The organism is Bacillus sp. NEAU-Y102, from assembly GCF_054788175.1.
Genome location: NZ_JBTWFK010000001.1, coordinates 142,556 through 167,542, shown reverse-complemented (window position 1 = coordinate 167,542; position 24,987 = coordinate 142,556). Strand labels below are relative to the sequence as shown.

Annotated in this window: 24 protein-coding genes and 2 pseudogenes; 17 read left to right on the top strand and 9 right to left on the bottom strand. The window is 34.8% G+C overall.

The features are described 5' to 3' along the window. Window positions 1-83: 83 nt before the first annotated feature. The 9 genes and pseudogenes from ACYFX0_RS00740 to ACYFX0_RS00700 all read left to right on the top strand — a co-directional run. The gene (locus tag ACYFX0_RS00740) at window positions 84-3,497 is read left to right on the top strand and encodes a DUF4132 domain-containing protein (RefSeq protein ID WP_247727458.1); all 3,414 of its coding nucleotides are present in this window, start codon (window positions 84-86) and stop codon (window positions 3,495-3,497) included. A gap of 468 nt (window positions 3,498-3,965) precedes the next feature. After that, window positions 3,966-4,331, top strand: coding sequence for a hypothetical protein (locus ACYFX0_RS00735; protein WP_106082063.1), 366 nt, complete (start codon window positions 3,966-3,968; stop codon window positions 4,329-4,331). Window positions 4,332-4,411: 80 nt separating this feature from the next. Next, window positions 4,412-5,185: a DUF6612 family protein gene (locus tag ACYFX0_RS00730; RefSeq protein ID WP_106103367.1), complete on the top strand. Its 774-nt coding sequence runs from the start codon at window positions 4,412-4,414 to the stop codon at window positions 5,183-5,185. 172 nt (window positions 5,186-5,357) lie between these two features. After that, window positions 5,358-6,425, top strand: a complete 1,068-nt coding sequence (locus ACYFX0_RS00725) for a glycoside hydrolase family 113 (RefSeq protein WP_000739768.1) — start codon at window positions 5,358-5,360, stop codon at window positions 6,423-6,425. A gap of 89 nt (window positions 6,426-6,514) precedes the next feature. Then, the gene (locus ACYFX0_RS00720) at window positions 6,515-6,706 is read left to right on the top strand and encodes a DUF378 domain-containing protein (protein WP_000670804.1); all 192 of its coding nucleotides are present in this window, start codon (window positions 6,515-6,517) and stop codon (window positions 6,704-6,706) included. A 207-nt stretch (window positions 6,707-6,913) separates the two neighbouring features. Next, on the top strand, window positions 6,914-7,996 hold the full coding sequence (gene serC / locus ACYFX0_RS00715; protein ID WP_106082060.1) for a 3-phosphoserine/phosphohydroxythreonine transaminase: 1,083 nt from the start codon (window positions 6,914-6,916) through the stop codon (window positions 7,994-7,996). Between the two features lie 12 nt (window positions 7,997-8,008). Continuing rightward, a complete protein-coding gene (locus ACYFX0_RS00710) occupies window positions 8,009-9,181 on the top strand; it encodes a 3-phosphoglycerate dehydrogenase family protein (RefSeq protein WP_000490235.1) in 1,173 nt (390 codons plus the stop codon). A gap of 13 nt (window positions 9,182-9,194) precedes the next feature. Beyond that, window positions 9,195-10,442: a DUF1015 domain-containing protein gene (locus ACYFX0_RS00705; protein WP_001063062.1), complete on the top strand. Its 1,248-nt coding sequence runs from the start codon at window positions 9,195-9,197 to the stop codon at window positions 10,440-10,442. 84 nt (window positions 10,443-10,526) lie between these two features. Next, window positions 10,527-10,727: pseudogene (locus tag ACYFX0_RS00700) on the top strand (hotdog family protein); the annotation flags it as partial. A 61-nt stretch (window positions 10,728-10,788) separates the two neighbouring features. Here the strand turns inward: ACYFX0_RS00700 and ACYFX0_RS00695 are convergent. From ACYFX0_RS00695 to ACYFX0_RS00685, 3 genes are all read right to left on the bottom strand, one after another. Continuing rightward, window positions 10,789-11,184 carry a DUF3224 domain-containing protein gene (locus ACYFX0_RS00695; RefSeq protein ID WP_000454103.1) on the bottom strand — a complete coding sequence of 132 codons (396 nt, stop codon included), beginning with the start codon at window positions 11,182-11,184 and terminating at the stop codon, window positions 10,789-10,791. Between the two features lie 75 nt (window positions 11,185-11,259). Next, entirely contained in the window at window positions 11,260-12,291 is a 1,032-nt protein-coding gene (locus ACYFX0_RS00690; RefSeq protein ID WP_000905878.1) for a S66 family peptidase, read from the bottom strand. Then, window positions 12,285-12,527, bottom strand: coding sequence for a hypothetical protein (locus ACYFX0_RS00685; protein ID WP_106082059.1), 243 nt, complete (start codon window positions 12,525-12,527; stop codon window positions 12,285-12,287). Before ACYFX0_RS00685 ends, ACYFX0_RS00690 begins: the two co-directional genes overlap by 7 nt. Window positions 12,528-12,562: 35 nt before the next feature. On the opposite strand from ACYFX0_RS00685, the gene ACYFX0_RS00680 reads away from it, so the two are divergent. Both ACYFX0_RS00680 and ACYFX0_RS00675 read left to right on the top strand, forming a co-directional pair. Continuing rightward, entirely contained in the window at window positions 12,563-13,204 is a 642-nt protein-coding gene (locus ACYFX0_RS00680) for a F0F1 ATP synthase subunit alpha (protein WP_016077469.1), read from the top strand. Window positions 13,205-13,535: 331 nt separating this feature from the next. Continuing rightward, window positions 13,536-14,375 carry a YitT family protein gene (locus ACYFX0_RS00675; protein WP_000747488.1) on the top strand — a complete coding sequence of 280 codons (840 nt, stop codon included), beginning with the start codon at window positions 13,536-13,538 and terminating at the stop codon, window positions 14,373-14,375. 213 nt (window positions 14,376-14,588) lie between these two features. On the opposite strand, the gene paiB is transcribed toward ACYFX0_RS00675, so the two are convergent. Genes paiB through ACYFX0_RS00660 form a run of 3 tightly spaced genes read right to left on the bottom strand, consistent with a single transcriptional unit; the run spans window position 14,589 to window position 16,232 of the window. After that, a complete protein-coding gene (gene paiB, locus ACYFX0_RS00670) occupies window positions 14,589-15,212 on the bottom strand; it encodes a protease synthase/sporulation negative transcriptional regulator PaiB (protein ID WP_000275827.1) in 624 nt (207 codons plus the stop codon). 23 nt (window positions 15,213-15,235) lie between these two features. Further along, on the bottom strand, window positions 15,236-15,754 hold the full coding sequence (locus ACYFX0_RS00665; RefSeq protein WP_000207056.1) for a GNAT family N-acetyltransferase: 519 nt from the start codon (window positions 15,752-15,754) through the stop codon (window positions 15,236-15,238). 25 nt (window positions 15,755-15,779) lie between these two features. Then, on the bottom strand, window positions 15,780-16,232 hold the full coding sequence (locus ACYFX0_RS00660) for a MarR family winged helix-turn-helix transcriptional regulator (RefSeq protein ID WP_106082058.1): 453 nt from the start codon (window positions 16,230-16,232) through the stop codon (window positions 15,780-15,782). Window positions 16,233-16,346: 114 nt separating this feature from the next. On the opposite strand from ACYFX0_RS00660, the gene ACYFX0_RS00655 reads away from it, so the two are divergent. From ACYFX0_RS00655 to ACYFX0_RS00640, 4 genes are all read left to right on the top strand, one after another. Beyond that, window positions 16,347-17,012: a YczE/YyaS/YitT family protein gene (locus ACYFX0_RS00655; protein WP_074789731.1), complete on the top strand. Its 666-nt coding sequence runs from the start codon at window positions 16,347-16,349 to the stop codon at window positions 17,010-17,012. A 161-nt stretch (window positions 17,013-17,173) separates the two neighbouring features. Next, window positions 17,174-17,851, top strand: a complete 678-nt coding sequence (locus tag ACYFX0_RS00650; RefSeq protein ID WP_000781960.1) for a response regulator transcription factor — start codon at window positions 17,174-17,176, stop codon at window positions 17,849-17,851. Window position 17,852: 1 nt separating this feature from the next. Further along, the gene (locus ACYFX0_RS00645) at window positions 17,853-19,229 is read left to right on the top strand and encodes a sensor histidine kinase (protein WP_097825870.1); all 1,377 of its coding nucleotides are present in this window, start codon (window positions 17,853-17,855) and stop codon (window positions 19,227-19,229) included. A gap of 202 nt (window positions 19,230-19,431) precedes the next feature. Next, window positions 19,432-19,902 carry a DinB family protein gene (locus ACYFX0_RS00640; RefSeq protein ID WP_000831311.1) on the top strand — a complete coding sequence of 157 codons (471 nt, stop codon included), beginning with the start codon at window positions 19,432-19,434 and terminating at the stop codon, window positions 19,900-19,902. A 182-nt stretch (window positions 19,903-20,084) separates the two neighbouring features. Here ACYFX0_RS00640 and ACYFX0_RS00635 read toward each other — a convergent pair. Together ACYFX0_RS00635 and ACYFX0_RS00630 are read right to left on the bottom strand one after the other, a co-directional pair. Beyond that, a pseudogene (locus ACYFX0_RS00635) lies at window positions 20,085-21,164 on the bottom strand (MFS transporter); the annotation flags it as partial. Window positions 21,165-21,233: 69 nt separating this feature from the next. After that, window positions 21,234-21,857, bottom strand: coding sequence for an ArsR/SmtB family transcription factor (locus ACYFX0_RS00630; protein ID WP_014895296.1), 624 nt, complete (start codon window positions 21,855-21,857; stop codon window positions 21,234-21,236). Between the two features lie 184 nt (window positions 21,858-22,041). On the opposite strand from ACYFX0_RS00630, the gene ACYFX0_RS00625 reads away from it, so the two are divergent. Further along, window positions 22,042-23,106 carry an ABC transporter permease gene (locus ACYFX0_RS00625; protein WP_000477741.1) on the top strand — a complete coding sequence of 355 codons (1,065 nt, stop codon included), beginning with the start codon at window positions 22,042-22,044 and terminating at the stop codon, window positions 23,104-23,106. Next, the gene (locus tag ACYFX0_RS00620) at window positions 23,106-23,777 is read left to right on the top strand and encodes an ABC transporter ATP-binding protein (protein WP_000202594.1); all 672 of its coding nucleotides are present in this window, start codon (window positions 23,106-23,108) and stop codon (window positions 23,775-23,777) included. Before ACYFX0_RS00625 ends, ACYFX0_RS00620 begins: the two co-directional genes overlap by 1 nt. A gap of 50 nt (window positions 23,778-23,827) precedes the next feature. Here ACYFX0_RS00620 and ACYFX0_RS00615 read toward each other — a convergent pair whose 3' ends face one another. Then, window positions 23,828-24,940 (bottom strand): LPXTG cell wall anchor domain-containing protein, encoded by a 1,113-nt coding sequence (locus ACYFX0_RS00615; protein ID WP_142398800.1) that lies wholly within the window; start codon window positions 24,938-24,940, stop codon window positions 23,828-23,830. Between the last annotated feature and the right edge of the window lie 47 nt (window positions 24,941-24,987).

The window sequence follows — 24,987 nt, the reverse complement described above, 5'->3', positions numbered from 1 at the left end:
TTCGTTTTTGTGAGGTTTATGCTATACTACCATTAAATAAGGGTATTTTTATAATAGATAAAAAGATGCGGGGGGTACAAAGTTTGACTACTAGTACATCTGAGTTGTTTCAATATGTTAATATGACAGAAGAACAGAAACAATTATCACAACGATATTTACAGACAAAAGAAGAAGGGATTTTAAAAGATATTCAACTAACGACAATTCGTGATCAAAAAAGAAGCGATTTTGCGGAGCGATTTATAAACGATTTTAGGAAAGTGCATAAACAAGATCCGGATTTTTTTCGATTATTTTACCATATACTCGAGGAGCAATTATTAAATGTTCTTGTAGTCCGTTTTGCGCATGTCAGTTTTTCTAAAATGAAGATTTATTTAGAAAAAAGTGCACTTCCTTTGGACAAACTTGTAGCAATCGCATGTAAATATTTATCCAGTATTTCAAGTTATGTGAATGAAGCAGATGTTTTTCTTAGAGAGTTAACAAGAGAGAATCCGAACTATATAGAGGGACAATTACATACTTTACCAACTAACCAGCAAGTAACATTACTTCTTGTAATGTTTGATGTAGATTATGAAAAGTTTCGTACATATAGTTCTTTATTGAATGAGAGGTTAGAAGAACATACAGAATTTATATTGAAACTGCTAGGGGAAAAGGAAAAGGTTGAAGCAGTTAAACGGTATTTAAAAGGTAAAGATGATAGTGAAGTATTTATAGGTTGGAATTTACCGGAACATATTTGGCGGCTATTATTTTGTGTTCATAAATATTCGGATGTTGCGAGGCGATATATTGAAATATTGGCGAAGAAAAATGTTTGGGGTTTTATAAACTATGCAACACGTTATATGTGTCACACTCTCGGTCAGTCTCAAAACTACAAAAAAACTGGTAGTGTAAATAGAGAAACATATGAAGAAATTCAAAGTTTTTGTACACAGTTTTGGATTTCTAAGGAACGATTTTTCGCGCATCGTCTAAGGCAACATGATTTGAATAGTGAGGATTTTTGTAAGACGTATGAATATGAATTGCTATGCTTTATGTTGGAGGAAGATCCTGAATTTATTCAACGTACTTTGCAATATGTAAGTAAAATGAATTATCTCATCATCGCACGCACGTTAGCTGAAAAAGGATATGAGCTAAATATAGGGAAAATGCGAGAAGAATTTTTTGTTGCTGCTTTGCAAATAAAATTGTCTACAGTGCGGGATACATATCGTGATTATTTACTAGGGAAATTGTCACTTGAGGATATGGAGCAAATACTTAAAAATCCGAAATATAGAAGTATGTATTGGGGTATGCCGGTGTTAGAGGTTGCGCTTCTTTGGGATATAGATGATGTAGCGAAGAGGGAAGCTGTACTTACACTACAGTTTGGAGATGAAGATAGTGTTAATTTATACGAACTTCTTTACGAATGTTCTGTCAGGGGAGTAGAACCGAAACAAGTATTAGAAGATCTGCTTTCGTATGGATTAAGTAAGGAAAAGCTTATCGCTTATGCAGTTGAAGAAGCTGCATGTTACAGTGAAGAGCGAAATAAGGCGAAGGAAGCGCTTGTTTGTGTAATTGTAAAAGAACAAGCGTACATCATTGAACGATTTGATGAGTATTCTGCTGTGGCCAAAGCATATATTTTAGAAGAGTTAGCAAAGGATAACATGATTAAAATGCGTCCAATTTTAATTAAAAGCTTAGGAGATTCATCTAAAAAAATGCGTGAGTCTGTAGTTAAACTGCTTTCAAAAGATGTAGAAGCTGCAGCAGATGTAGCAGTTGAACTTCATAATAAAAAGAAAATTGTTCGTGAAAATGTGATGAAAATACTTATAGAGTATAAGCTTGAAAAATATACGAAACTTGTACAGGAAGCTTTGCAAGAAAGTAAAAATGAATCTTTCGCAGGGAAATTCTCGTTTTTATTTCAAACGGAGGAAGAAAAGATAGAAGAACTATGTGCACGTATTTTAACTGAACAAACAAGAAATTCACTTCTGCAATTGATTGGGGATGAGCCACAAATCCGTTTACGTGACTCTGATGAAATTGCTGATGCTGCAATTCCGTTAGCCTATCTACAACAGTATATTTCAGATGTTGTTATTGAGAAGAAAGAAACAGCAGAAGTAATTGGTAGAGCTTTAAATGAAGAGGACTTAAAAGAATATGTGCAAACAATATATCAAATATGGATTTCTCAAGACGCAGATGTGAAGAAACGTGGAATTCTTTCGTTATACGGAATGTATAGTGACGACAAAATGGTCGACATACTTATAAAGCAAATTGATGAATGGGTGCTTCAAATGAGAGGAAAGATAGCAGCGGATGCCGTTCGTGCTTTAGGTTTGTCTTCATCTAAGCTTGCACTTATGTCTATTCATGCAATAGCATTTAAATATAAACATAAGCAAGTACGTAATGCAGCAAAAGAAGCGCTAAGTTTTGCTGCGAAAACACGTGGTATAACAGAGGAAGAGCTGGAAGATCAATTGGTGCCGGACCTCGGCTTTACTATACATGGTGAAAAAATAATTGATTTCGGGAATCGAAGTTTTACTGCCATTTTAACTACAGAGTCAAAAATTGAATTAGAGACAGAAGAAGGAAAACGTATGAAGTCACTTCCAAAGCCGAATGCAAAAGATGATGTAGAAAAGGCTGAAGAGGCTAAAAAAGAATTAGCCTCTTTAAAGAAGGAACTCCGAAATACTCTTTCCATGCAAAAACAACGATTGGAAACGGCACTTTCATTAAAGCGTTATTGGTCACATAATGCATGGAAGTCTGTATTTATGGATAATCCAATTATGAAGCAATTTTCTATTTCACTCATTTGGGGTGAGTATAAGGAAGGGAAGTTGCTGAAGGCATTCCGTTATGCAGAAGGTGGCGTGTTCTGTACAATTGACGGGAAGAGTTATGAACTTTCATCTGGCACTGTTATTGGTTTCGTTCATCCGTTAGAATTGCCTGAGGCGGAGAAGGAATTATGGAAAGAGCAATTAGAAAGTGCGGGAATTGTTCAGCCGTTCCTACAAATTGAGCGTCCAGTGTTTGTAGTAGAAGAGAATGATGAGAGTGCTATTGAGAGATTTGGCGGTATTTTACTAAATGGTCGTTCGTTATTCGGTAAGATGACGAAGCTTGGATGGATCCGTGGGTCTGTTCAAGATGGCGGTGTGTATTATACATTTTACAAAGAAGATACTCGTACCGGATTAGGCGTGCAATTGTCATTTAGCGGAGCGCCGATTGGTTATGAAGATGAAGAAGATGTATGTGTATTTGACATTCAATTTTATAAAGCAGGTACAGTGAATCGTGGTTCATATGAATACGATGAGATTGATGATGAAAGACGCATTGTACCAAAAGAAGTAGATAAACGCTTCTTTAGTGAAATGTTATATGATGTGCAAGTAGCGACAGATTCAAATCTTGGGCATAATGAAAGTTGGCGTAGCGAACGATAAGAAAACCCCCTTCATTGGTAGGAAAATGAAGGGGGTTTTTCAATGTTTCAAAAGGTTCTTTCATAATAAAAGCGAATTAGGGGGAAGAGGATTTTTATCCTTTTAGAAGGGATTGGTATCATGATCAAATAGATGATTGGGTAAATGGAGAGTATCATACGACTACACTGAATACAGCGGGAATCGAAGGGAAAATGTTAACGTTATAGCCACGGTAATGATAGAAAAGACTTTTACTATATGTAAGAGTCTCTTTTTTTGTAAACGCGACAAAATTTGACAAAAAAATTTGCAGGAACTTGTTATAATTTCTGTTGGAATATTTTGTTTAACGAGAAATGGGTGTATAGCGTAAAAGATTTCGATGTCATACAAATACATTTTTTGTTTTACATTCAAGGATTTCATAAGAGAAGAATTACAAAAATGAATGACATGGAGAATTCATAGGGGGAGAGGAGATTTAGCATGAGTATTAAAGTAATAAGAGCGACAGGGATAATGGGAGGAGCAGCAAGAGTTGCTGTAAAGGTAGATAACGAAGTAGTAATGAAACTTGAGAATAACGAAGAATATACGCTTCCTTTTGAGGGAGATGAAGTGAATATAAAAGTGAAACAATTCTTTTTTGGAAGTAAAGAAAAGAAAGTAAAGGATGGCGATGTAGTAGAAATTAAGATAAATAGTATTGCCATGCTATTACTGATAGTGTCAATGATGGCTGTTTTATTCGGTTCGTCAATTGGTATAAATATTGTTGTTTTTGGTGTGATAGGAGCTTTAGTTACATTAGTATACGGATTGAATAACTGGTTTCGTTTAGAGGTTAAATAATTATTGTATATATGTTTATTTCAGTTGATTTACTATACATGGGATGAAAATATTTTAAGCGGGAAATGGGGAGGATCAGTATGAAGAAAATGGTTGTAATATCTAGTTTAGCGCTAATAGTAGGTTTAACAACTGGTTGTAGCAGTGAAAAAACAAGTGGACCTAAAACAGTATCTGTAAAAAAAGAAAAAGAGTTAGTAGCGAAAGATATTTTTAAAAAAGCAGCTGACGGATTAAAACAAGAGGAGTATCTTACATTGACATCTCTTATGTCAATGAAGGGGAGCAACCAATCAGAAGAAATTAAAATGAAAATACAGATGGAGCCGAAACTGAAGAATTCTAGAGCTGAAATGAAAATAAGTGGTACAGATATTGTAACGTATGAAGTAAATGGAAAGGTCGCTGCTCAAGTGAAAAACCCTGATACAGGAGAGTTAGTTACGATACCTAATGATCAATTTAATGTAAATGATGTAATGGTCAGTAAAAATTTACTTAATGAGTTAGATTTACCGGAAGCTTTGGCTAAGAAAATGAAGGCAAAGAAAGATGGAGACACATATAAACTTACACTTGAATTAAAGGGAAAAGAAGCGGTAGATACGTTACAAAAAATTAATGGGGATATGAAAAAATTAACGGAAGGATTTAATATGGATGCGTTTAACATTGAATATATAATAACAAAAGATTATAAATTTGAAGAGATGCGAACAACTATAAAAGTGAGTGAAAGTAACTCAGATAAAAAAGCTAGTACAGATAAGGAAAAATTGGATGCAGTTGTGAGTATAAAGATTGATTCATATGAAAAGTTTAATTCAATTAAGTTACCAGAAGGGATTCAATAATTTCAATCGTAAAAGGATAAAAAGGAGCGGAAAACTGCTCCTTTTTTATTTTTCCTACTATTTTTAGGAGATTTATATGAATATAGTTGAACGGCACTTCATTTTTTTCTGGAATAAATGTGAAACGTTGTATAAAATAATCAAGAAAGCCAAAAATTATAGGGGGAAAGTTGTGAAGAAAAATAAGAGTTTAATAAGTTTTTTAGGAGTGTTTATTATGTTGTTTTCTTTTTGTTTTCAAGGAAATGTACAGGCAGATGTAAATACTGTTCAATCTGGAAAAATCAAATCAGGAAACGTAACAGTATGGGAAGTTGGAAATGTAGCGAAAGTATTAGCGGATGTGGAGCGCTTAAATTTAAATACAGTAAATGTACCGATTCAAGTAGATATCCCAAATGTGACTTCTACTAACATGGTAATTAATCAAGCGCAAAAGCAACAAGCTATTATTTTAATTCAAGAATTATTAAAGCGTAATATTCAAGTTATAGTGGAACCGTTCCCGTATATTCAGCAGGGGAATGTTGGAGAGACAGAATGGAACCCAAGTAACATTAATGATTTCTTCTGGAATTGGAAGACGGTTATTCTGCAAGATATTTTTAATTCCATTACAAGTAAATACAATGTGTATGGACTAAAGATTGCTTCTAATTTCGTGAATATGGAGTATGCAGAAGGATACTGGAGCGATACAATTGATTTTGTTCGTAATCAGTATAAAGGAAATGTTTTGTATCAAATGAACTGGTGGTTAACAGCAAGCTGGGACCCTTCTTATGAAGCGAAGTTTAAAGAGAAAATCAATCGTCCGTATTTAAAAAAGGTGGATATTGTAAGTATTGATAGTTGGTTTGAAGTTTCAGGAAAAAGAAATCCAACATATGAAGAAGTAAAGAAAAGTTTATTTGCGACGACAGTGTATAATCGTGGACAAAATGTTGTTCAGCAATTGGAACAATTACATAATGCAACAGGAAAACCAGTTTACTTCGGTGGGTTTAACGTTCCGGCGCGTGAACTTGGATTACAAAATCCGTGGAATCCAGATGTTTCAAATGTGTTTTCAAAAGATGTACAATTAAATGGATGGCGTGCTTACCGCGATGTATTAGAACCGAAACCATATTTTAAAGGTTTTTCAATTTGGTTTATTGGCTCTAATGATAGTACACATGCGTATCAAATACATAGTAAAGAAGCAGAGGCAGTTATTAACGGGTGGTACCGAAAATAATTTTTATAAAATAGGTAAGTTTTAAAGATTACTACATATATTTCTAGTGAAAGGCCTTTCACCATCTTATCACCTAGGGGGCAATCATAATGAAATTTTTGTCTTACCTTACAGTAATTTTGGTGATTCTCGGCGGTTTGAATTGGTTATTTGTAGCGTTAGATTACAATGTAGTTGAGAAATGGTTTGGTTCTATGCCGGCGCTTGTGGACACTATTTATTGGCTCATTGGTCTTTCTGCTATTTATCAAATTTTTGATCGGTTCTTTACGAACGACTAGCTATTATTATTCTATTATTAGAGTGTTAAGTGCGATTATGTACTTAACACTTTTTTATGTATATATAAAAAGTCTGCACTTGCAAGCGATTCCATCGCGTCTTGCGTCGTAATAATAGAAAACAAATTGACCATATATTATATTTTGGGTTATAATTCAGAAAGTTTAAAAAATAATCGAATGAGAAATAGGGAGGTTATGAGGGTAATGGAGAGAGTCTATAATTTTTCAGCAGGACCATCAATACTCCCTTTGCCAGTTTTAGAGAAAGTGCAAAAGGAGCTTTTAAATTATAACGGGACAGGCATGTCTATTATAGAAATGAGTCATCGATCTTCTTATTTTCAAAGTATTATAGAGGAAGCGAGTAACTTACTTCGTGAATTAATGAGCATCCCTGATGAGTATGATATTTTATTTTTACAAGGCGGTGCGTCATTACAATTCTCTATGATACCGTTCAACTTAATGAATACGTATAAAAAAGCTGGATACGTACTAACTGGCTCATGGTCTAAAAAGGCACTACAAGAAGCCGAAAAAGTTGGGGAAGTACAAGTGATTGCTTCTTCCGAGCAAGAGAAGTTTACTACGATTCCTAAACTGGACGGTTTATTAAGTGATGAAAAACTAGATTATGTACATATTACAACGAATAATACAATTGAGGGGACAAAATATGTGGACATTCCACATGTAGAAAGAGTGCCGCTCGTTGCGGATATGTCCTCAAATATTTTATCAGAGCGATATGATGTTTCGAAGTTTGGTCTTATATATGCGGGGGCGCAAAAGAATTTAGGACCTGCGGGCTTAACGATTGCTATTATAAAAAGAGATTTAATTGGGGGAGCAGATCGCTCTTGTCCGACAATGTTAAATTATGAAACTTACAGTAAAAATAACTCCTTATATAATACACCGCCATCCTTTAGTATTTACGTAACAAAACTTGTACTAGAGTGGTTGAAAGAGCAAGGCGGGGTATCTGCGATTGAAGAACAGAATAGAATGAAATCTTCACTTCTTTACAATTTCTTAGATGAATCAAAATTGTTTACTTCACCAGTTGATCCTACGTATCGATCACTTATGAATCTTCCGTTTACAACACCGTCAGAAGAGCTGAACAATGAGTTTTTACAAAAAACGAAAGAACGCGGCCTTGTTACGTTAAAAGGACATCGCTCAGTCGGTGGTATGCGTGCAAGTATTTACAATGCGATGCCAGTACACGGTGTACAGCAATTAGTAAATTATATGAAGGAATTTGAGCTTGAGAATAGATAGGGAGATGGGGATATGTTTCGTGTTCAAACGTTAAATCAAATTGCAGAAAAGGGTTTGCAAGTTCTTGACGGAGAGCGTTATGAAGTAGGGGATAGAATGGACCACCCAGATGGTATTTTACTTCGCAGCTATTCTTTACACCAAGAAGAGTTTTCAAAAGACTTAAAGGCGATTGCAAGAGCTGGCGCTGGTGTAAATAATATTCCTGTCGAGCGATGTACAGAAAAAGGAATTGTAGTATTTAACACGCCGGGGGCAAATGCAAACGCTGTAAAGGAACTCATTATTGCCAGTCTTATTATGTCTTCACGTAACATTATTAATGGTGTAAGTTGGACGAAAAACTTAGAGGGTGAAGAAGTACCACAGCTTGTTGAATCAGGAAAGAAACAATTTGTTGGATCAGAAATTGCAGGGAAACGTCTAGGTGTTATCGGACTTGGCGCAATCGGTGCTTTAGTTGCGAATGATGCGTTAGCGTTAGGGATGGACGTTATTGGATATGATCCTTATATTTCAGTTGAAACAGCTTGGCGTCTTTCTACACATGTGCAAAGAGCATTTAGCCTTGATGAAATTTTTGCAACGTGTGATTATATTACCCTTCATATTCCTCTTACAAATCAAACGAAGGGAATTATTGGGGAACACGCTATAGAGAAGATGAAAAAAGGTATGCGTTTATTCAATTTCTCAAGAGGAGAACTTGTAGATGAAAATGTTCTTCAAAAAGCGTTAGAAGAAGATGTTATTACGCATTACGTAACAGACTTCCCGAATGAAAATGTGATAAAGATGAAAAATGTAACAGCGACGCCTCACCTTGGTGCATCTACGTCCGAATCAGAAGAAAACTGTGCATTCATGGCAGCGCGCCAATTACGTGAATATTTAGAGACAGGAAATATTCGTAATTCAGTAAACTATCCAAACGTAGAATTGCCGTATATCGGAAAGAAACGAATTACAATTATGCATCAAAACGTCCCGAATATGGTAGGGCAAATTACAGGATGCTTAGCGGAACATCATATTAATATTGCCGATATGATTAATCGTAGTAAACATTCTTGGGCATACACAATGATTGATATCGATAACGGAATTGATGATATAATAAAAGAGAATATTGTAGAAAATATAAGCAAAATTACAGGTGTTGTAGCCGTTCGAATGATTGTGTAAAGGAGAGAGGAATGTGGCAAAAATACGACCGTTTCGGGCCATTCGTCCAGTAGAGGAAAAAGCGGCACAAGTGGCAGCTTTACCGTATGACGTATTAAATAGTGAAGAGGCAAGGGAAGTTGTAAAAGGGAATCCATATTCTTTCTTGCATGTTGATAAAGCAGAAATTGATTTAGACCCGGCACTTTCACCGTACGATGATCGTGTATATGAAAAAGCGGGTGAAAATTTAAATCGATTTATACGAGAAGAAGTGTTCATTCAAGACGAAGAGCCAGCGTTATACATTTATGAACTGACGATGCAGGGAAGAACGCAGTCAGGCCTTGTCGTTTGTACATCTATTGATGAGTATGAAGATGATACAATTAAAAAACATGAGAGAACGCGTCATGAAAAAGAGCTAGATCGTATTCGTCACGTAGATGTGTGTGATGCAAATACGGGTCCTATCTTTTTAACGTATCGTACAAAAGAAGAGATAAAGCATTTCATTGCCAGCTGGAAAGAAGAACATGCGCCAATCTATACATTTACAGCAGAAGACGGCGTTAGGCACGTTGCTTGGAAAATAGCTGATGAAGAAGTAATTGCAAGTTTAGTAAACTTATTTGAAGATATTCCTAACCTGTACATTGCAGATGGACATCACCGCTCTGCATCAGCTGCAAAAGTAGGGATCATGCGAAGAGAACAATATCCGAATTACACAGGAGAAGAAGAGTTTAATTTCTTCCTATCTGTATTATTCCCTCAGGATGAATTATCGATTTGGGACTATAACCGAGTTGTGAAAGATTTAAATGGCTTATCAGAGGAACAGTTTTTAAATCAAATTACGCAGTACTTTTATGTAGAAGAAGCACCTGTTTCTCCGTATAAACCAAATGAGCCAAAAACATTTGGTATGTATGTAAATGAGAAGTGGTATAAGCTTACTGTGAAAGAAGAAACATTTGATGCGAATGATCTTGTTAGAGGTTTAGATGTATCTATCCTGCAAGATCATTTATTAAGTCAAGTACTTGAAATACATGATCCGCGTTCTGATTCACGCATCGATTTTGTCGGAGGAATCCGCGGATTAGAAGAACTAGAACACCTTGTAAAGAGCGGTGAATATAAAGCAGCATTCGCATTATATCCGACATCAATGGAAGCTTTATTAGCAATCGCAGACGCTGGAGAAGTTATGCCGCCAAAATCAACGTGGTTTGAACCGAAACTGCGCAGCGGGTTGTTTGTACATTCATTAAAATAAATAGACTTCTTTAGATTGAAAAACCGAAATGATTATAGTTTCGGTTTTTCTTATTTTAAAAGAGTTTTTGAGGAGGCGCATGGGATGAAATTACAAGTAGGCGAAAAAATCACCTTTGAACGAACGTTTACAAAAGAAGATGTTGCGCTATTTACGGAAGTATCGAAAGATGAAGGTGTTCATCATGTTACGCCAGATGAGCAAGGGAGATTCGTTGTACAAGGACTATTAACATCAACGCTGCCTATAAAAATTGGTGGTGACTATAACGTACTAGCTCGTCAACAAAAAGGACATTCCTAGTATTACAATAAATGTCTTTTCCGCTAAATTATAGGATATTTTGCTAAAATTCCAACTCTAAAATTAGTTTACTGGTTTGACCTGTAAACTGATAATTATAGGACCCTCTCAGATTTTCTAAGTTACCAGTAGCTTTAATAATTGTTCCTGGGGAATCTAAATTTCCTTTATCAAATATTCCTTGCTCTATAGCTGTAAATGTCCCTTGTTGCCCCTTATAAATTCCTTCAAAGTGTAAAAATCCAGAAATTTTAGCAGTAGCTAAGTGACCATCATTTATATTTGAGTCTAAATAATATAAGAAGTATTCAACAAAAGCTTTTCCTTTTAATTCACCATCAATATCATATTCGACATGTGCAATATTAATAGGGAAATCTTTTCTAGTATCATCGATTGGTTTTTCATCCCATTTACTTACTGTAAATGTTACTTCCATACACGTAATCTCCCTCCAATTATATACTTTTAAAAAGTACCAATTCACAGACATATCTCATAGGAGTGTTTTTATTCATTCCACGCCACTCTCTAAAATAGAAAAAGATACATTTTCACAATCAATTTCTGCCAACGCGCCGTAAGGTAAAATAAACTTTGGCTCGGTATGGCCAAAATTTAAATTATAAAGAATCGGTAAATCTTCTAAATGATGTTCCTTCATAACCAGCAGTATTTCATGTTTATATTCTTCATAATATTGTTCATCTTTCGGTTTACCGAAGATGATACCTTTTGCTTTTTGCAGAATACCTTGCGCTGCATAATTTCGTAACCAATATTTTATATAACTTGGTTCCGGATGATCTTCAGAGGTTTCAAAGAAAAGGATACTATTCTCCCAATGTTTTTTCTCAGGCCAAAGTTCCGTTCCTTTTGCAAATTCCAGTACTTCTATACAACCACCAATTAAACGCCCTTGTACAGTAGTAGAGCCTTGAAGTAGCTCATATCCTTTGTTTTGCTGCATCGTACGTCTTGTATCCTTATTACTCTCTATCCATTCTAAACGCTCACTCGTCCATTCATGAGCTGGTTGAATTTCGTCAATCGTTTCATTTGAAAAGAGAGTTCGATTTACCATTTCAACTGTATATGGATCCATCTCTACATTTTCAGCAAAATCAGTCAAAATTGCTGGACCGTATAAAGAGGAAAGGCCTGCTTTATGACAAAATAAATGTGAAATAGTAACGTCAGAGTACCCCATAAAAATTTTCGGGTTTTCGCGTATCACATTAAAATCTATATAGGGGAGTAACCGGATGCTATCTTCACCGCCAATATTCGCGATAATTGCTTTCACGCGTGTATCTTTAAATGCAGTCATTATATCTTCCGCACGAGCCTCTGGATTGTTATAAAGGTATTCGCTACCTTTTAAACTATTTGGCATTGGGATAACCGTAAGACGAAAAACCTCTTCTAATCTTTTTACTCCTTGCTCATATCGCCATCTTATTTCAGAATCACCTGCTCCTCCCCATGAAGGACTTACTGTCGCCACGATATCTCCTGGCTGTAATCTCTTTGGTTTTATTAACATATGAATCCCGCTCCTACATAATGTAATGAACTACGGCTATAAAAATCGTAGCGCTGAAAAATATGATGCATAACATTAGCTTCTTCATCATCAACAATTTCACCTGCTGTAACTCGAGAATCTAGACTCATTGTTGTATATTTAAAAATTACAGTATGCAACATTGCATGAGGAAAACGGTTGTTATTTTCACAACCTGTAACTATAATGATTACAGGTTGGTCGATACCAATCAAACAAATACAATCATCATGAATGGAGATGTTTCATAATGGGTATGAAAAAAATAATTTTAGCAGGTGCTTTAGGGATCGCAGCATTATCAGGAACAAATTTACCAGGACTAGAAGTAACAAAAGCGAGTGCAGCTTCTATTGAATCGAACTTCTCGACGTTAGAAGGACGAGTAGTAGAAGTAGATAACGGTGTAATTGTCGTAAAATCTAAGCAATACGAAGAACCTGTTAGTGTGTATATTGATTCATTTTCAAATGTGAAAGTAGGAGATGAAGTAAAAGCTACTGGATCTATGATGCGTAATTTTACAGAATATATGGTTGCAACTGCAGTTGAAAATACAACAAACAAGTTAGGTATGCACATGAAAGAAGATGGCTCACCTAATTATGTAATTGGAGAAGTATCAAAAGTAGGAACGATGGAAGATGAGGGAGACGGTGCTACTAAATATGTTGTAGTTGAGTATCCATCGCTAAATGGGAAGAAAGATATTATTGATGTTTTCTTAACAAAGGGACAAGTATTTAATGTGGGTGAGAAAGTGAAAATTGATATGGAGTATGTGGGCTGGGGTGGTATTTCTATTAACTGGAACACAGTTGATCATATTGAAAAAGTTCATGAAGCAAAGACGAACGCTGAAAATAATGATGATGTATGGATTTGGTCTTAATAAGGCGAGTATAGGTCGTTATTTGCAATTTTCTCCAAACAATACATGTAAAAACTAAATGTATCATGCAGTACCCATCTAATTCTCATTGCGTATGACAATTAGATGGGTACTTTTTTATTTGAAATTTGTGCAAGTCAATGTTTAGCATTTCTTTTTAAGAGTAAATTACGGTTGAAATCAAAACTTTATTTGCAGTACATAATAAATAATGTTGATTTTTTATCTTATATTAAAATAAAAACAAACCACTGTTCGATTTGAATATTCCACGATATAATAGTGAGAGTTTATGGCAGAATAAATATTTACATAAGAAGTGAGGTACTGTATGAAAAAAAGAACGACAGACATTATTTTTATTATTATCGGTGCATTTCTTTTTGCGTTAGGTGTTAATTTGTTTGTTATCCCGAACGAGTTTGGTGAGGGTGGGGTAACAGGTATCACGATTATTACGTACTATTTATTTGAATGGTCACCGGGCTTAGTTAACTTAATTTTAAATGCGATTTTGTTAATAGCCGGTTATAAGTTTTTAAATAAGATTACAACAATTTATACGATTATCGCTGTAGTTACGAACTCGCTATTTCTTCATTTGACAGAAGGCTGGACGATTGCTTCGGATGAAATGCTTGTAAATGCCATTTTCGGAGGAATATTTATTGGGTGCGGGATTGGTCTTATTATTCGCGTTGGTGGAACAACTGCAGGTACTACGATTTTAGCAAGGATGACGCATAAATATTTAGGCTGGAGCATTAGCTACGGTCTACTGTTCTTCGATTTAATTGTTGCGTTTTCATCTTATTTCATCATTGGTGCAGAAAAACTGATGATAACAATTATTATGCTATATGTAGCAACGAAAGTGATGGAGTTTGTAATTGAAGGTTTAAATCCGAAGAAAGCCATTACGATTATTTCTGATAACCCGAATGAAATAGCTGGGAAGGTAACTACCTTAATGGGCAGAGGGGTTACTGTGTACTCAGGTCATGGCTATTACACGAAAACTCCAAAGGAAATTCTTTATGTTGTTATTAATAAGCAAGAAGTAGTGAAGCTAAAGCGGATTGTTCAAACTACGGATCCGGCGGCGTTCATCGCTATACACGATGTTCGTGATGTGTTCGGAGAAGGATTTGTTGATATTTCGAAGGCTTAGAAATTATTTTTGATTAAAATAATCTTAATACTAAAATGTAAGAATCTATTTTGAATAATCTTTTTTCAAAATAGATTCTTTTCTAATGGATCTATATTTATAATTAACCCCCATGCACTTTAAGCTCAATCTTTTACGTTCTAAAGAAAACTGCCGATAAAGCCCTCCAGTCTTTTCTTTAATTTTGAAATGTGAGAGTTGAATTACAATGGATTATATGTGATTGTTTAATCTATTCCCCATGAGTTTTGCCATTTGTTTCGCATCTGGATTTCCTTCATCGTACAATTTATCAATAATATTACTATAATCCCTCTCATTCCGATTTTGACTTAATTTATATGCAGCCTGGATGTCTCCTACTTTAATTTTAAACCCAACTATCCCTTTCAGTTCATTTTCTAAGAGAGTTGGGGAAAGTTTATCCCATAATATTGGATTTTCACGATGTTCTTCATATTTTTTCAACATTGTTGTTAATTCATCTATTAATTCCTGTTTATCTAAAATACTTGCTTTACCATATATATGAACGGCTTGATAATTCCATGTTGGAACTTCTTCATTTTCATACCAAGAAGAAGAGATGTAAGAGTGCGGTCCCTGAAACATTACAAGAACATCTTCGCAGGTTTCAAATGTTCTCCACTGGGGGTTCCCATAAGCCATATGTCCAGTAATAAAATAGTCATCACCTTGTTTAGTTAATCCAAAGGGCAAATGAGTTGCGATTGGTTTCTCTTTTTTAGTTGTGACGATTGTTCCAAAAGAGTTTTTTTGAACAAAATCCCAAATTTCATCAACATTTGTGACTTTAAAATACTTTGGAATATACATAATAGCCCACCTTTCAAAAAAAGTTATATGAGTGTTTTGATCATTATAAGGTCAACTTGTTCGTCATCGCCCATATAAAAGGAATGAGAGCCAGCTTGTACAAAACCTAATTTCTTATAAAAAGCAATAGCATTTTCATTTTTCTCCCATACGCCTAGCCAAATATTCTTTTTATTATGTTCTATTGCAATTTCAATAGCATTATTTAGTAGATATTTACCAAGACCATGTTTTTGAAAGGAGCTCTTTATATAAATTCTCTCTACTTCAAGTGATTCATTTCCCATTTCTTCAGACTGAGCATCATCAATATTGACCTTTAAATATCCAGCAATTTCATCGTTAAAGTAGACAAAAAAGAATTGAGAAGAGATATTGGATAATTCTTTTTCTAATTGTTTTAAGTTAAATGCCTTTTCCAAATAGTGATTCATACTTTCGGGTGAATTCTGATGTTTAAAAGTCTCATTAAATGTTTCATAACTAATATCTTGAAGTCTGTGTATATCTTCAAGGGTGCACTTTTCTATATGTGTAGTCATTTGAATAGTTCGCTCCTTTATATAATCAATAATTTCTCTTATTTCCCTTTTTTACAAATTCCCAATCTTTTTCTATATTTTCTCTTACTCTTTGAAGAAGATTAGAAATAGTTTCCGCTTCTGTTTCCGAAAATCCCTCTAATGCAACAGTATTTGAATAATCGTTTTCTCTTTTAATAAAAGGATAGACATTTTTCCCTTTTTCTGTTGGGAAAAGTTTTTTGATTTTCTTGTTAGATTCATCTTCTTTCTTTTCGATAAATCCATTGATTTCAAGCTTTTTGATAGCACGGGCTGCGGTTGTACGATCTACTTTTATCATCTCAGATAGCTTTTCTTGAATGATTCCTGGGTTTTCACATATTCGCACAAGGTACAAATACTGACCTTTTGTAAGCTCATATTCTTTAAATTCTATATTACTAATAGAATCTAATGCTCTTGCAATCATGCCAATTTCACGAAGAATTTCTTTCATAATGAACTCCTTATCTTTTGTTTTTATTGCAAATGCAACAATTTGAAGTTACATTTAATATAAAATATTTTTATTGTAAATGCAACAAAAATGACGATGAAGAGGTTGATTAAAATGAAGTATGTTTTTTATGTATTAGGAATTTTAATATTAACCCTTGGTATTTCTGTCACAATACAATCAGATTTTGGCACTTCACCTTTTGATGCACTTTTAGTAGGACTTTCTTTAAATGTGGGGCTTACTGTGGGAAGCTGGGAAATAATAATAGCTTTATTATTAATATGTTGTAATTCGAAATTAAAAAGACAAAGACCAGAGGTACTAGGGTTGTTAACAGCATTCATAACGGGTATTGGTATTGATGTGTGGCTATTTTTATTACGCGATTTAATTACACCTGAAATATGGTACAGTAAAATGATTTATTTTGGAATCGGATTAGTTAGTACAGGATTAGGAACTGCAATATATTTACAAACAAATTTTGCTCCCATTCCAATTGACCGATTAACTTTAATCATACAAGAATTAACTAGAACGAATATTTTTATAGCACGAACATTTATTTACCTTATATTCTTAATAATGGCAACGATTTTACATGGACCAATTGGTGTTGGAACTATATTAACTGTTTGTTTAGGTGGGTTATTACTGAATTTCTTTATACCACTTACTAAAAAAGTAATAGATCACTTATTCGTACACCAGAGTACGTCATCAAGTTATAAGAAAAATAAAGCAGCTGACCATAATGATAACAAAAGTATCTTCTAAGGAATCCTTTTCTTTAAATTACTTATACATTTGAAGACTGACTGTTTTTGAAACCTTCTTCAATCCACCAAGAACTTATAAATTCTGTTTTTCTTTTTCTTGCAAAAAATCCAATTGTTTCTTAATGTAGTGATGTAGAAGGATGAACGAGAGAGGGTTTAATGAAGATGATACATATTTTATTAGCTGATGATGATAAACATATTAGAGAGTTATTGCATTATCATTTACAAAAAGAGGGGTTTAAAGTTTTTGAGGCTGAAGATGGAAAGATAGCGCAAGAAGTATTAGAGAAGGAAAATATTCATCTTGCGATTGTAGACATTATGATGCCGTTTGTTGATGGTTATACGTTATGTGAAGAAATTCGTAAGTATCATGATATTCCTGTTATTTTATTAACTGCGAAAGACCAGTTAGTGGATAAAGAAAAAGGATTCATTTCTGGTACAGACGATTATATCGTAAAACCATTTGAGCCAGCTGAAGTCATTTTCCGTATGAAAGCATTACTTCGTCGTTATCAAATGCTGAGTGCTGATATTATTACGTTGCACGGTACAACAATTGACCGAAAAGGCTTTGAAGTGAAGTGTAACGGACAAACGATTTTGCTTCCACTGAAGGAATTTGAATTGTTATCGCAACTGGCTAGTTATCCTGGAAGAACATTTTCAAGGGAAGAATTAATTGAATTAGTATGGGGAATGGATTTTGAAGGGGATGAACGAACGGTTGACGTTCATGTAAAGCGATTAAGAGATCGTTTTTCAAAACGAACGGATGATTTTCAAATTACAACGGTGCGCGGCCTCGGGTATAAGTTGGAGCTGAAATAAGATGAAATCACTATATTCTAGATTTGTATTTATGACGGTCGGCATTATGCTACTTAGTAGTATTATAGGCTTTTTATTAACGAACGTATATTATCAAGTGAAGTTAAAACCGTATAATAGTGAAAAGATTTTAAAGTATGCTGAAGAAGTAAAATCGTTATATGAAAAGCAAAGTGAAGAAAATCAAGAGGCATACTTACGGTCTATTGCGAAGCTAGGATATGAAATTTATATTGTCGATGATCAAAAGAATGGAAAGCGTATCGGAAATGCATTTCGTAAGACGACAATAAGTGATGATACCGTTCATAAAGTATTGCAGGGGGAGACATTTAATGGTGTTTCTACTTATCCAACGCGCCTTTTCATTACAGGATTTTTCGATAATGAATTAATTAATAGCGTCGGTGTCCCGGTAAAACACGGTGATAAACAGTACGCTTTATTCATTCGCCCTGACATTCAGCAACAATTTGGCGAGATGCGAATTTTCTTAGCGGTATTACTTGGGTTTATCGTTTTACTAAGTATTATTTTTATAGCGATTGCAGCAGGTTATATCGTTCGTCCCATTCGTAAATTTACGAAGGCTACGCAAAAAATTGCGAGTGGGGAATATGAAATTGAATTAGACGTAAAACGAAAAGATGAAATAGGAACGTTATCTACAAGCTTCCAAAAGATGACGAAGAGTATTAAAGAACTAGATGAAATGAGACAAGAATTCGTTTCGAACGTTTCACATGAATTTCAGTCGCCACTTTCTTCCATACAAGGTTTTTCAAAGACGTTGCAAACAGAAAAGATGAGTGAGGAAGAAAGAAATCATTACTTACAAATTATTGAGGGTGAAAGTAAGCGAATGTCTAGTTTATGTAAACAGTTACTTACGCTCGCTTCATTAGATAAAGAGGAAAAGGTTCTACAAATAAGAGAATTCAATCTACAGAAGCAAATTAAAGACGTCATTTTTATGCTTGAGTGGAAATGGCGGGAAAAAGATATCGCCGTTGAATTTGATGTGCCAGATATCACTATAAAAGGTGATGAAAACTTACTTCATCAAGTATGGAGTAACATTTTCACGAATAGCATTAAGTTTTCAAACGATGGTGGGACGATTGAGTTTTTCGTCGAAGAGTTAGAGTCTAGTGTCATTATCTCTATATCTGATAACGGAATTGGTATGGAAAAAGAAGAGATGGACCGTATATTTGATCGTTTTTACAAAGTAGATACGGCAAGAGCGAGAAACGTAGAAGGTAGTGGTTTAGGATTATCGATTGTGCAGAAGATTGTGGAACTGCATAACGGAGACGTTTCAGTGTATAGCACGAAAGGGGAAGGGACTACTGTTCGGGTGGAGCTTCCGAAATAGATGGAAGAGGCTGTTTGGGAACGGCCTCTTCTTTTTTTGGGCGCTAGTATACGTGTAAAGTGAAAGAATGGGAGTCATTTTAATTACATAATTGGACCGATTTGTGGCATAAGATTAGCAGGAAGTTTATTTAAAAATGTAGAATCTCTACAGAGTTATAAGGATTGTATTAAAACTTGAACCGTGTAGGGAGGAAATTAATTTGAAACGAACTGACTTGTTATTAAACGCACTAGATTCAACATTCGATAAAGAGAGTTGGTATGCACCGTTTAAACATGCTATAGAAGGACTTACAGCCGAACAGGCTATGTGGAAACCATCTGGTGAGGAAACGAATACCATTTGGGAGAACGTTAATCATCTCATTTATTACAAAGAGAGGCTTGCTGCAAACTTGGAAGGTCATGGATGGGCACATAACCTTGACGGTAATGACACTTTTTATCTTACTAAGCAATCTAATGATGACACGGAATGGAAGGAAGTCGTTGAACGTTCTGAAAATGCTCAGCGTAATTTAAGACAGGTATTGAGCGTGATTTCTGAAAAAGAGCTTGAACAAAATTCACTTGAAGAGAAATTACTGGACATCATGCTTCATGATGCTTATCATACAGGCCAAATTATTCAATTAAGGAAAATGCAGGGGGCATGGCCAGCAAAGCGTTAACGGAACGTATTAGTTATTCCATTAAAGGGTGCTATTTTGCATCAAAAAGTAAACAAGCATAACTTCGTTCGAAATTTCGAATAGGGTTATGCTTGTTTGAGCTTTGTAACAGAAAGAAAATATTTTCTTTCTGTTACAAAGCAGTACCTTTCACCTGTTCTTCCTTAAACCGAAGCTCAAAAGTATCCGCCAATTAAAGAGCCAAGCGGCATAGCAATTGTGCCCATACTCCGTGTGACTGAATTGATACGCCCAAGATATTGGTTTGGAATTACAATTTGACCAATAGTCGCAAATAATATGTTGGTCGCACCAATTGGTATCCAAGCTAAGCCGAATAAAAAAATAGATAACCATTGAAACGGTACAACCGTAGAGAGAAACCAAAAGAAAGCACCAGTGGCAAAGCTAATAATGGAGACACGGCCAACATTATATTTACCAACCGATGAACTGAATAGTGCTCCAATTAAACAACCGGCGGATATAGCGGCTAAAAAGAAACCATATAATTTCACACCGCCTAAAGAATCAGCGAAAGAAGGGAGTATTGCCATCGTCATACCGATTGAAAAATTAGCGACAACGGAACCGATTAAGAAGACGCCCATCAATGAACGAAAGACGATTGAAAAGCCTTCTTTTAAATCAGAGAAATATTGCTTTGTTGAAAGTGTTGTGTCTGCTTCAGTTTGTTTTGGCATTTTTAATGAAAAGAACAAAAGGGCAGTAATCGCGAATGTAAAGGAGTCGATCACATATAAAGTAATTGCGCCAAATAGTGCTACTAATATTCCAGAAAGAGTCGTACAAATTAAATCAATGCCTTGATATGCAAATGAAAAGAGTGAGTTTCCTTTTAATAATTGTGTTTTATGCAGTAGAAGTGGTAAAGCTTTCGATTGTGCGGGATAGGCGAATTGTTCGATAAAAGCTACGATGGGCATGATGATGAGTAGTAGGTGGACTGTTAGTAGGTCGAAGTAGTGTGTAATTGGAATGATTAAAATAAGAATGCATTGCAAAACTTGTGTGATGACGAGGGTGTTTTTTATTGACCATCTATCGACGAATGGACCAGTAAGAAATTGTAATGCAGAAGGTAATAACGTAAGGGAACCAGCCAATCCAGAATAAAAAGGATTACCACTTAATTTGTATACGAGCCACATTGCTGCTACATAATACAAGCTATCTCCTATGTTTGTAAAAATTCTCCCTAAAAATAATAAGAGGAAATTCCGGTTTTTTAATATGTCCACTTTATCTACTCCTTTATAATAATTTTATTCGGTAAAATAAAATTGACCGTCTCGGTAAAAAAAATCGTATTACGATTTTTCTTCTTTTTTAATAAATTGCTGCATTGTTCTCTCGGCGATTTGAAGTGCAGTAGTAGAAATATAATAAGGTTTGCTATTCGGATCTTTATCTGCACCTTTTGTGATTTCGTTTAATTCAGCCATTAATTCATAAAACTTTTTCACCCACACTTGAAATTGTTCTGGCGTAGCATCAAATTCCCAGCAGGATGAAACGTAATTCCACTTAGCTGGATCTTCACTTGCATTTTGTAATGTAAAAGCTTCTTCTGGTGCAGCAAGAATTTGGCTTTTCGTTCTTTCTATCATTTGTAAAAAGATTTGGCGACCTGATTCGCTTAATATTTCTAAATGAGGTAATAGATCTGCGGCAGGGGTGAAGCCTTTAGCGACAGATTGATAAAACTTTTGAACAATGCCATTCTTTTCTTCTGTATAAACAATCTCTATAAGACCATTCTTTTCTAATTCTTTTAAATGATAATGAATTTTCGCCCTTGAAATGCCGAATTTCTCAGATAGTAATTGTCCAGTATAAGGACGTTCGCATAGACGTATCATCATTTCGGCACGTAGTGGATCGCTTAATGCTTTTAGTTGGCTATAAGTGGTTAGTGTTAATACGGGCTTCAACATGATCAACTCCTTTAATAAAATTACTCGGTCAATATTATTTGACTGAATTGTATCAAGGATTCTATTTATTTTCAATACTTTCAGAAAATTTATTTTTTACTCTGTAATCTTCTGTTCATATTCCGTTCATATTTCTTTTTTATGATAAGTGCATAGAAAGAAAGAGGAAGGAGCGAGCATAATGTTTTTAGCTCTGCGTGAATTGAAACAATCAAAATTAAGATACGGATTAATCGGACTTATCATGGTTTTATTATCATTTTTAGTCCTTGTTATTTCAGGATTAGCAAATGGATTATCATATGATAATGCTTCATCGATTCAAAATATGGAGGCGAATAAGTTCGTTTTAGCAGATGATGCGGAAAATAAATTACTTCGTTCACAAATTAAGAAAGACGATGTAGATAACGTAGTAAATCAAGTGGACGAGAAAGAGGCAGTTCCATTTCGGGTGAAAGTTTCAACGTATGAAAAGAAAGATAGTTCGAAAAAGGTTGATATCGCTATTTTTTCAAGTGAACGTGATTCATTTTTAGAACCGAACATTGTAAAAGGTGAGAAATTAGGTACAGCAAATAATGAAATGGTTGCTGATGAATCAATTAAAGAAAAAGGAATCGATATTGGGGATACAATTATCGATCCTGTTTCAAAGAAAGAATTTACAATCGTCGGATTTACGAAAGATCAAATGTTTAGCCATACACCAGTCGTTTATGTAAATGAAGACGTATGGGGCGCTATTTCACAACCAAACCAAAAAGATTATAGTGCAATCGCACTTAATACAGATAAAGAAGTAAAAAATGCACACGTAATTGACAAAAAAGAAGTGCTGCAAAGTATTCCAGGGTTTAAAGAAGAGCAAGGAACATTAACAATGATCATTGCATTCTTACTTGTTATCGCTGCATTACTAATTGGTGTATTCTTCTACGTCATTACACTGCAAAAAACACAGCAATTAGGTGTATTAAAAGCAATCGGTACAAAGAACTCGTATTTAGCAAATAGCTTAGTCGTGCAGGCGTTATTCTTATCAGTCGTTGCGATGGTAATCAGTATCGTTCTTGTACAAGGGTTAGAACAAATTTTACCAGCAGGTATGCCGTTCTTATTAACAACACCGATGATTGCACAATATGCAGCAATCTTTATCGTAATTAGTATTTTAGGAACACTTATTTCGTTATACCAAGTATTAAAAGTTGATGCGCTAGAGGCAATTGGAGGCGGGATGTAATGACTTCATTATTAAAATTAGACAAAGTAAGTAAAGTGTACGGAGAAGGGAATACGGAAGTAACAGCCCTTCATCCGATATCGCTTGATGTGAAAGCCGGAGAATTTATCGGAATCGTCGGTCCTTCTGGATCAGGGAAAAGTACGTTATTATCAATCGCGGGTGCATTATTATCACCATCAAAAGGGGATATTTACATTCGTGAGCAAAATATTACACAGTTATCAGAAAAGGAAATGACAGACATTCGTTTGAAAAAAATCGGCTTCATTTTCCAGTTTGCAAATCTTGTTCCATATTTAAATGTGAAAGAACAATTGCTTTACATTGCAAAGCTGAAAAAAGAAAGTAAACAAGAATCGGAAAAGCGTGCAGATCATTTATTAGCGGCATTTGGATTAGGAGAAAGAAAGAATCATTATCCAAATCAACTATCTGGCGGGGAAAAACAAAGGGTAGCAATCGCTCGTGCGTTCATGAACAACCCAGATTTAATATTAGCGGATGAGCCAACGGCAAGCTTAGACTCAAAACGTGCACGTGAAGTTGTAGAAATGATGAAACGTGAAGTGAAAGAGAGCCAAAAAGCAGCAATTATGATTACACATGATGAAAGAATGCTTGATGTATGTGATCGTATATTGATGCTTCGAGATGGACAGTTAATATAAAAAAAGGAAACCCGTACATGTATGTGCGGGTTTCCTTTTTTTTAATGGATTTATTTAGAGAATAACGTTTTAATTTTATTACGAGTAAGTAATAAAACACCGCCTAATACAGATAGCATTCCTAGAGCCATATTGTTTGATTGCTCGCTACCAGCGTTAGGAAGTTCTTTAGCGTTATTGTTTTTAGTACCATTATCTGCTTGCGTTTGTTTAGCCTGTGATACTTCATTAATCTTATTATCAACATTTTGCTTCGTTGTATGTATCTCAGCTAATTTGTCATCAATTTTTTTCTCAGTGTGTTTAAAGTCGTTGATTTTAATATCTAAGTCTTGTTTTTTCTTTGATAAATCGTCTGAAACAGTTTGTTTTGATTGTTTAATTTCGTTAATTTTATTGATTAAATCTTGTCTAGCTTCTTGTAATGCAGCTAGTTTGTTTTTCACATCTTGTTTAGCTAGTTCTAAGTTAGCGGAAAGACTGTCTAAATTGCCTTTAATTTTCTTAAGTTCCTCTAACGTGTTACCAGTATTCGGCTTGTTTTCTTTTAACTCAGCAAGTTTGTCCTCAGCAGTTTGTTTCGCTTTCTTTAACTCAGCTAATTTTTCATCTACTTGTTTTTTTACTTCCTTAAGTTCATTAACCTTTTGATCGATGTTCTCTTTATGTTGCTTCATTTCATTCACTTTTTCATCGACAGTTTGTTTATGTTCTTTAATCTCATTCACTTTGTTATCGATATTTTGCTTATGCTCTTTTACTTCAGCAACTTTATCTTCTACTTGTTTTTTATGCTCTTTAATTTCAGCGATTTTATCTTCGGCGATTTGTTTGTCTTGCTGAAGTTTTGCATCTAACTCTTGTTTATGTTGTTTAATCTCGTTAATTTTTTCATCAGCAACTTGTTTACGTTCATGTAGTTCATTCACCTTCGTATCAACATTTTCCTTAACCTTGTTAAGTTCATTCAATGTTTGATCCACGTTTTCTTTGTGTTGCTGCAATTTCGCATCTAACTCTTGTTTATGTTGCTTAATTTCAGCTAATCGATCTCCCGTACTTTGCTGAGGAGTAGCATCATTTACTTCCGCATGAGCAGGGTTCGCGCCAGCAATCATTGCTAAAGCTAGTGTAGACGCAGCGATTGTTTGTTTTGTTTTCATATTTTTGTACCTCTTTTCTTTCATATGCATGAACTGTTTTGTGTAAA

What these genes read in the sequence shown, in the direction of transcription:
- ACYFX0_RS00680 (WP_016077469.1), top strand. Translation starts at nt 12,563, where the DNA reads ATGGGTATGAAAAAAATAATTTTAGCAGGTGCTTTAGGGATCGCAGCA.
- ACYFX0_RS00730 (WP_106103367.1), top strand. Translation starts at nt 4,412, where the DNA reads ATGAAGAAAATGGTTGTAATATCTAGTTTAGCGCTAATAGTAGGTTTA.
- ACYFX0_RS00660 (WP_106082058.1), bottom strand. Translation starts at nt 16,232, where the DNA reads ATGAAAGAAATTCTTCGTGAAATTGGCATGATTGCAAGAGCATTAGAT.
- ACYFX0_RS00695 (WP_000454103.1), bottom strand. Translation starts at nt 11,184, where the DNA reads ATGGAAGTAACATTTACAGTAAGTAAATGGGATGAAAAACCAATCGAT.
- ACYFX0_RS00735 (WP_106082063.1), top strand. Translation starts at nt 3,966, where the DNA reads ATGAGTATTAAAGTAATAAGAGCGACAGGGATAATGGGAGGAGCAGCA.
- ACYFX0_RS00625 (WP_000477741.1), top strand. Translation starts at nt 22,042, where the DNA reads ATGTTTTTAGCTCTGCGTGAATTGAAACAATCAAAATTAAGATACGGA.
- ACYFX0_RS00655 (WP_074789731.1), top strand. Translation starts at nt 16,347, where the DNA reads ATGAAGTATGTTTTTTATGTATTAGGAATTTTAATATTAACCCTTGGT.
- ACYFX0_RS00615 (WP_142398800.1), bottom strand. Translation starts at nt 24,940, where the DNA reads ATGAAAACAAAACAAACAATCGCTGCGTCTACACTAGCTTTAGCAATG.
- ACYFX0_RS00650 (WP_000781960.1), top strand. Translation starts at nt 17,174, where the DNA reads ATGAAGATGATACATATTTTATTAGCTGATGATGATAAACATATTAGA.
- paiB (WP_000275827.1), bottom strand. Translation starts at nt 15,212, where the DNA reads ATGTATATTCCAAAGTATTTTAAAGTCACAAATGTTGATGAAATTTGG.
- serC (WP_106082060.1), top strand. Translation starts at nt 6,914, where the DNA reads ATGGAGAGAGTCTATAATTTTTCAGCAGGACCATCAATACTCCCTTTG.
- ACYFX0_RS00720 (WP_000670804.1), top strand. Translation starts at nt 6,515, where the DNA reads ATGAAATTTTTGTCTTACCTTACAGTAATTTTGGTGATTCTCGGCGGT.
- ACYFX0_RS00665 (WP_000207056.1), bottom strand. Translation starts at nt 15,754, where the DNA reads ATGACTACACATATAGAAAAGTGCACCCTTGAAGATATACACAGACTT.
- ACYFX0_RS00710 (WP_000490235.1), top strand. Translation starts at nt 8,009, where the DNA reads ATGTTTCGTGTTCAAACGTTAAATCAAATTGCAGAAAAGGGTTTGCAA.
- ACYFX0_RS00675 (WP_000747488.1), top strand. Translation starts at nt 13,536, where the DNA reads ATGAAAAAAAGAACGACAGACATTATTTTTATTATTATCGGTGCATTT.
- ACYFX0_RS00620 (WP_000202594.1), top strand. Translation starts at nt 23,106, where the DNA reads ATGACTTCATTATTAAAATTAGACAAAGTAAGTAAAGTGTACGGAGAA.
- ACYFX0_RS00690 (WP_000905878.1), bottom strand. Translation starts at nt 12,291, where the DNA reads ATGTTAATAAAACCAAAGAGATTACAGCCAGGAGATATCGTGGCGACA.
- ACYFX0_RS00645 (WP_097825870.1), top strand. Translation starts at nt 17,853, where the DNA reads ATGAAATCACTATATTCTAGATTTGTATTTATGACGGTCGGCATTATG.